This is a genomic window from Psychroserpens sp., from assembly GCF_045105015.1.
Lineage (GTDB): Bacteria > Bacteroidota > Bacteroidia > Flavobacteriales > Flavobacteriaceae > Psychroserpens.
This window is the reverse complement of sequence record NZ_JBGCCX010000008.1, coordinates 1-7,460: the sequence shown is the minus strand read 5'-3', so window position 1 is coordinate 7,460 and position 7,460 is coordinate 1. Positions and strand designations below refer to the sequence as shown.

Sequence of the window (7,460 nt, the reverse complement as noted above, 5' to 3'; positions counted from 1 at the left end):
GTAGCGCTCCATAGATTCGTCATATCCAAATGTAGATGTGGTTGCTCCAATTTCAGCTCCCATATTACAAATGGTTCCTTTTCCAGTACAAGACATTCCTGTTGCTCCAGGACCAAAATATTCAACGATTGCTCCTGTTCCACCTTTTACAGTAAGAATATCAGCCACTCTTAGGATCACATCTTTTGGAGCGGTCCATCCAGATAACTTACCAGTTAATCTAACACCAATCAATTTAGGGAATTTCAATTCCCAAGCCATTCCTGCCATCACATCAACAGCATCTGCTCCACCAACTCCAATAGCAACCATTCCTAATCCACCAGCATTTACTGTATGTGAATCGGTTCCAATCATCATTCCTCCTGGAAATGCATAATTTTCTAAAACCACTTGATGAATAATACCTGCTCCTGGTTTCCAGAATCCAATTCCGTATTTGTTAGACACAGATTCTAAGAAATTAAATACTTCATTACTCGTATTAATCGCATGTTGCAAATCTGAAGTCGCTCCGTTTTTAGCTTGAATCAAGTGATCACAATGAACTGTTGTTGGTACAGCAACCTTATCTTTACCAGCTTGCATAAATTGCAATAAAGCCATTTGTGCAGTTGCATCTTGACAAGCCACTCTATCTGGAGCAAAATCTACATAATCTTTACCTCTAGTAAATGCCTGGTTAGGCTTTCCATCCCATAGGTGTGAGTATAAAATCTTTTCTGAAAGTGTTAATGGTTTACCAACAATATCACGAGCAGCATCAACGCGCTCAGCCATATTTGAATAAACTTTTTTAATCATGTCAATATCAAATGCCATATGTATAATTTATAAGGTGAATGTTCGTTTGTGTCCTTGAGTTCAAGGACTGCAAAATTACAAATTTTTAGTCAAATTTTAAAAATACGTAACAAAAAGTCCGAAATACTGAATATAAATCAATAAATAATGGTTTTCATGACATATAATTACATTATTACTAATTTTTTAGGTAATAAAATAATAAATTAACAATATGTGTTATTTAAAATAGGCTTTAATTTTTGAAGAATCTCTTAAATCTGTCATTGGTTTTTCATACAAGCGATACACGAGATAGGATACCACAAAGACAATAAGTACATAAACTAGTATGTAAATCACCAAATCTAATCCAGCCATAGTTTCCGAAGGAATAAAGTACTTCATCAATTGCATGATAATAGAATAATGGAATACATAAATAGCATAAGACAAAATACTGACGTATGTAATTGGTATTCTAATTGATTTTGGCGCAGATTTTAATTTGCTTAATAAAGGCAAAGTGCAAACGATGGCTAAAGACTTAAAAATAAAATACCAAACATTCCAAAATTGAGGATATTCAGTGATGTACCAACTCTTCAAAGGAATCAAAAAGTTTATTGAAATTAAAGCTAGAACTCCAAAAGCGCATGCTAGGTATTTAGTATTGTTCCAAAATTTTGGCTTCACAATAGAAACATAAGCTGCTAAAACACCATAATAAATAGCATCAATTCTATAAATAACTATCGATTTCACATTAAGCGTCCAATGCCTCATATGGCGTACCTCCTCACTGTGATTATAAAACAATTTAGAAATAATGAATGTGATCAAAATAAAAAGCGTCACTTGTAAGAACAGTTGAGGTCGAGAAGCATTCTTACGAAAGAATAAGACTAAGTAAAGCAACAGTGGACCTAAGATATACGCAAACTCTTCAACCGACAAACTCCAAGATTCGGGATAAAACCATGGCAGTTCAGTGCTAAAATTATGAAGAAAAAAACCATATCGCCAAAGATGTTCTGGTAGTTGATTTCCAATATAGATAGCTACTAAAATATTTATTACTAAGGTCAGATAATAGTTTGGTAAGGTTCTAAACCAACGTCTCACCCAAAAATAAGTCATATCCTTGAAGTTAAAATCTCTGGATGTATACATCTTGTATAGAATCCTTCCGATTAAAAAACCACTCAGTACAAAAAACACATCAACACCTAAAATCCCAAATACACTAAACAATTTTCTGGTAATTCCTCTCATATCAGGAACTATCCATAATATATGCGAACACATCACCATGAGTATGGCAATAGCTCTCATAAGGTCTAAGCCAAAAATTCGTTTTTCATAATCTATTCGCATCAAAAAAAGCCTTAGTTTTGTTTTGGTAGTACATTTAAAATGAAGTCCAAAATACTAAAATATACGATGTTGTTCATAGTTTTATTAACTATTGTTGGTGGCATCTACTATTTAAAACTTCCAAATAGACACAAAGCGATTATAAAAACCAAGCTCTACCATGGCTTAGGAATTGTTGATGAACGCTGGAATATTCAATCAAACGACACTTTGATTAAACTAGTTACTCCTACGTTAGTGATTGATAATATTTATAAATCGATGGAAGGTCCGAAAGTGGTTCGTTCATTCCAACTAGATAACACTAGAGATGAATTAGTTTGGCTAACTTCTTTTGAAACTAGAGCTTTAAGCACCAATGAGGTAGATCAATTATCTAACGATTATATCTGTCATTCAAATATCGATTTATACGAAGGAGAACACTACTCAAGATGGCAATTAGACGATAGAATTGGCGAACAATATCCTCGATTAACATCGATGAGCAATGGTATTGAGAGTTATAAATTTCCTGAAGGATTTGGGTTTCCTTTATTCACAAATGAAAACTTATTATTAGCCACTCAATCTTTAAATCACAATATTGTTGGAGACCCATTTACCATAAAACATGAAGTGAATTTAGGTTTCAAACCTCACAGCCAACTGATGAAACCTTTGAGAAGCAAAACTGTTTTTGTGATGCTTCCTTATGATGCTGAAAATCCGTTTCAAGGACCAACAGATAACAGTCCGAATATGTGCTTACCTGTTGAAACCAAAAATCATTCTTATAAAAATGATAGTGGCGAATCCTTATCTGGACATTGGGTTATTTTTCCTGGAACAAACACTTTTAGTTATGATATCACACATCAGCTCCAACTAAAAGACAGCACGACAATACATCAAATTGCGACACATTTACATCCTTTTGCTGAAACTTTAGCGTTGAGAGATAAAACTGCAGATTCGACATTATTTGTTTCTAAAGCTGAAAATTACAAGGATAAAATCGGACTTAAAAACGTGTCTTATTTTTCAAGTATTGAAGGTATAATGCTCTATCCTGATCATAACTATGAATTGATACTTCAAACCAATAATACAACTAAAATAAATCAGGATATGATGGCAAGTATGTTTATCTTTCTATACGATAAAGCCATGCATGACAAAATAAAAGCCTACAAACCTTGAGAGTATTGAGACTTATATTAGGCACTTTATTTATTCTTTTATTAAGTTGTAATTCAAAGCGAAATGAATTACCAGTTTTAAGTTATACTATTAATGACTTAGGTGAAAAAACAGTCTATAAGATCACATATGAAGGTTTTACAAATCAATTAGGTGATTCTTTTTCTTCGGAAGACCTTGAAGGTAAAATTATTATTGCTAACTTTTTCTTTACGCGCTGTCCGAGTATTTGTCCACCAATGCGAACTGCTTTAATATCTGTAGCTGAAGACTTTTCAGAAAACAAAAATCTAATACTAGTTTCACACACCATTGATCCTAAACATGATTCAGTTTCAGTATTGAAAAGTTATGCGGAAGCTACAGAAATTCCATTTAAAAAATGGCAGTTTTTACGAGCTTCAGAGGCACAAACAAAAGCTCAAGCAAAGCAATACATGACTAACTTTAAACCCAATGAAGATGGTTCAGACTTTTATCATAGTAGTTTTGTGGCTTTGGTAGATAAATCACAACACATTCGAGGTTTTTACAATGTACTCATCGAAGAAGACCTTACACGCTTAAAAATGGATATCAACCAATTATTAGATTAATAGTACTCTATCGTCGTATTGGGTGCTTTTAGATAAGTGTTAAGGTAAGTTTGCACCTTTTTATAAACTCTTTTTTCAGGATATACGATTACACCAATAGTGCTTCCAGACCATTCATTAAGATCTATGTAATAATCTTCAGTGTCATGTTTTACGTGCAACCTAACATGCTCTGGCAAAGCTTCAATGTCCTTAGAAGAATTAAAATGAATTTTACAATACTTAGGCTTTCCAGAGAAATAACTAAAGGCCAAAATATGATCGTAGAGACCGATAAAATTTAAAACCGGAAACAGAATCGCAATAAAAAACAAAGCCATAGATTTTGGATGCTTTATTAAAAATATATTTTTTGGCGACCATGATGATTTGTAAAACAAATAAAACAATACGAACACATTAAAAAAGGTCATTGGAAATACAATATAACCGTAACCCGATTTAATAAACGTCGCTAATATAATCGCGTGCATGATAGCGATTGACCAAACTCCAAGCTTCCTAGTCTTTGGAAACACTAAAAACAGTCCGAATGAGGCTTCTAAAAAAGGAACAGCATAAGTAAACATCATTCGTATCGCTTCTGGAACAAATGGGATTCGTTTACTTAATCCATGAGCCCATTTTTCAAAAAACAAAGGATTCCATTTGTGCATGCCACTCCAAAAGTAAGTCCCAATTAAAATTAAAAGCACACATTGTTTTACACGTTTCGGATTGTTATAAAACTGCGTCAATGCCAAAACCATAAAAATAATTTCAAAATAAAACGGTTGAATTCGATTTTGGTCAAGTAAAATCCAAAAGACATAAATTCCAATTACAATGCTACTCAGTTTCCAATTGGGTTTAAAAACAAAACCAAAAAAGCTCAGAAGAAATATAGATATTAAGAGGACATCTACAGTATAATTAGGAATTGGAATACCATCAAACAAAGACATTAAAGGAAATAAGCGTTCTGAAAACCAAATCCCAGGAGACATTGCCATTGGTATCAAAAATGCGAAAAAGGCAAAGCATCTAACCCAAAATAGCTTGTTTGTTTTAAGATTTTTAAGTCGACGATGTAGATTCACAAAGATTGTATGGATTAAAATTCCAATTTGGAAATTAATATACTACAAAAATCAATAAAAAAGATATGTTTATAGAAATGCTTAAGCTCTAAAATAAGCTTTTAATGATTTGCATATCAGTAATGCCTTCTGCTTCGGCTTTATAGTTTTTAATAATTCTATGACGAAGAATACCTTGAGCTACTGCTTGAACGTTTTCGATATCTGGAGAAAACTTACCATTAATTGCTGCATGAGTTTTAGATGCTAGAATTAAATTTTGAGAGGCTCTTGGTCCTGCTCCCCAATCTATAAACTCTTTTACCAAGTCTGAAGCAGAATCTGCCTTAGGTCTTGTTTTACTTACCATTTTTACAGCATATTCTATCACATTATCTGCAACTGGAATACGGCGAATTACATTTTGAAAACCAATAATTTCTTCGGCAGTAAATAGAGCGTTAACCGTAGCTTTCACATCGGTTGTTGTAGCTTTAACTACTTGAACTTCTTCCTCAAATGAAGGATACTCTAAATTAATAGCGAACATAAAACGGTCTAATTGTGCTTCAGGTAAAGGATAAGTTCCTTCTTGCTCAATTGGATTTTGAGTGGCTAAAACAAAGTATGGCAAATTAAGTTTATATTGATGACCTGCAACAGTAACCACACGCTCTTGCATGGCTTCTAATAAAGCAGCTTGTGTTTTTGGAGGTGTTCTATTGATTTCATCTGCCAATATGATATTAGCAAATATTGGTCCTTTGATGAACTTAAAATGTCTGTTTTCATCTAATATTTCACTACCTAAAATATCACTAGGCATTAAATCTGGAGTAAACTGAATACGTTTAAAATCTAGTCCAAGCGCTTGTGCAATTGTATTAACCATTAAGGTTTTTGCCAAACCAGGCACACCAATAAGCAAGGAATGTCCTCCAGAAAAAATTGAGATTAGTATTTGATTCACTACCTCATCCTGACCTACAATAACTTTAGCTACTTCGGTTTTAAGGGCATTATATTTTTTTACAAACTGTTCAATTGCAGCAACGTCAGACATACTCTAATTTTTTTCTGTTTTTAACCAATTACTAGTGAACTCACAATCTCTGTAATCTCCATTAATCTTAATGTAAGTATCATTAATTTTTTCTTCCTGCCATTTTGCAATTTCTAGTATTTGTTTGTCTTGAACTGCTAAATTTTTAATTTTCAAGTAGTCTTTCGCAAAATTAGCTTCATGCTCATCTATACGATCTGTAACCGTAAGGATTTTATATTTCAAATCATTAACTCTATCCTGGTCTTGTAATACTAGACTCACTTCACCATCATCTAAATCTTGAATTTGTCCATATAATTCTGGATCCATTTTAGTCAGTTCAAAACTAAAATCTTGTGTGTAAGGATTGATAAGTTGTCCACCATCATTTTTTGTTTCCTTTTCATCACTAAACTCTTTTGCAGCTTCAGCAAATGTAACATCTCCTGCTACAATACGTTCTCTAATGTCGTTAATTTTAGTTTTAGCAGCTTGTTTGGCTTCTTCAGTAATCTTAGGTCTTAGCAAGATATGTCTAATATCATATTCTTGTCCTCTAATTTTTTCTAACAGAACGATATGATACCCAAAATCCGTTTCGAAAGGATCAGATATTTCTCCTTCTTGCAAAGAGAAGGCTACATCTCTAAACTCTTTTACCATTCGTGGACGCTTTTTATTTAATGTGTATTTACCACCATCTTTACGTGATGGAATATCATCTGAATAAAAAACTGCTTTTGTTGTAAAGCTCGCTCCATTTTCAATAACATCTGCTTTAAACTCTTTAAGCCTATCGATTACTTTTTGCTTTTCAACTTCAGTTATTTCTGGAATAATAACAATTTGAGCCACTTTTAATTCTGTTCCAAAAACTGGACGCTCATCTTCAGGAATCGTATTAAAATATTCTCTAACCTCTTCTGGTGTTACTTCAATTTCAGATACAATCTTACGTTGCATGTCTGCTGCTAACTTTGCATTTTTATTGAGCTCAAACATTTCATCACGTAAACTCTGCTCAGAGTCTTTATTATAAAAAGAAAGCAACTCTTCCATCGTGCCACCTTTTGTTTCTAAAAACGCAGATATTTGTTGTTCAATGCTTGAACGAATTTCTAATTCATTAATTGGAATACTATCTTGAATGGCATGATGCGCATACAATTTATCTTCTAATAACTTACCAAACAATTGACAACGCGTAATATCAGCAGTTGAAACACCACGTGCTTGAAGTTGAATGAATTCCTTATCAACATCTGAATCAAGAACAACGTAATCACCAATTACTGCAACAACACCATCAATTTTAACACGGCTTCCTGCTTTTGTAGTATCCGTTTCTGTTTTTGGTTTTGCGACTTCATCTTCAATGATTTCTTGTGATACAACTATTTGCGCACAGAATGTTAAGAC

7 protein-coding genes are annotated in these 7,460 nt (G+C 33.2%); 2 read left to right on the top strand and 5 right to left on the bottom strand.

The genetic code is table 11. The annotated features are described in order from the left end of the window. Positions 1–822 (bottom strand): aconitase family protein (locus AB8B90_RS00390; protein WP_405332448.1); only part of this gene is annotated, 822 nt, incomplete at its 3' end. Positions 823–1,023: 201 nt separating this feature from the next. Further along, on the bottom strand, positions 1,024–2,160 hold the full coding sequence (locus AB8B90_RS00385; protein ID WP_405332446.1) for an acyltransferase family protein: 1,137 nt from the start codon (positions 2,158–2,160) through the stop codon (positions 1,024–1,026). Between the two features lie 66 nt (positions 2,161–2,226). Here AB8B90_RS00385 and AB8B90_RS00380 point away from each other — a divergent pair, with 66 nt between their 5' ends. Both AB8B90_RS00380 and AB8B90_RS00375 read left to right on the top strand, forming a co-directional pair. Then, the gene (locus AB8B90_RS00380) at positions 2,227–3,342 is read left to right on the top strand and encodes a hypothetical protein (protein ID WP_405332444.1); all 1,116 of its coding nucleotides are present in this window, start codon (positions 2,227–2,229) and stop codon (positions 3,340–3,342) included. A gap of 5 nt (positions 3,343–3,347) precedes the next feature. After that, positions 3,348–3,938, top strand: coding sequence for an SCO family protein (locus AB8B90_RS00375; protein WP_405332441.1), 591 nt, complete (start codon positions 3,348–3,350; stop codon positions 3,936–3,938). Here the strand turns inward: AB8B90_RS00375 and AB8B90_RS00370 are convergent. From AB8B90_RS00370 to AB8B90_RS00360, 3 genes are all read right to left on the bottom strand, one after another. Next, the gene (locus tag AB8B90_RS00370; protein WP_405332438.1) at positions 3,935–4,924 is read right to left on the bottom strand and encodes a MauE/DoxX family redox-associated membrane protein; all 990 of its coding nucleotides are present in this window, start codon (positions 4,922–4,924) and stop codon (positions 3,935–3,937) included. The genes AB8B90_RS00375 and AB8B90_RS00370 overlap by 4 nt on opposite strands. A 181-nt stretch (positions 4,925–5,105) precedes the next feature. After that, positions 5,106–6,059 (bottom strand): AAA family ATPase, encoded by a 954-nt coding sequence (locus AB8B90_RS00365; RefSeq protein WP_405332435.1) that lies wholly within the window; start codon positions 6,057–6,059, stop codon positions 5,106–5,108. Positions 6,060–6,062: 3 nt separating this feature from the next. Then, on the bottom strand, positions 6,063–7,460 hold a 1,398-nt coding region (locus AB8B90_RS00360), incomplete at its 5' end, for a peptidylprolyl isomerase (protein ID WP_405332433.1).

Coding starts and splice junctions, on each gene's coding strand:
- AB8B90_RS00370 (WP_405332438.1), bottom strand. CDS start 4,924: ATGTCTCCTGGGATTTGGTTTTCAGAACGCTTATTTCCTTTAATGTCT.
- AB8B90_RS00365 (WP_405332435.1), bottom strand. CDS start 6,059: ATGTCTGACGTTGCTGCAATTGAACAGTTTGTAAAAAAATATAATGCC.
- AB8B90_RS00380 (WP_405332444.1), top strand. CDS start 2,227: ATGTTGTTCATAGTTTTATTAACTATTGTTGGTGGCATCTACTATTTA.
- AB8B90_RS00385 (WP_405332446.1), bottom strand. CDS start 2,160: ATGCGAATAGATTATGAAAAACGAATTTTTGGCTTAGACCTTATGAGA.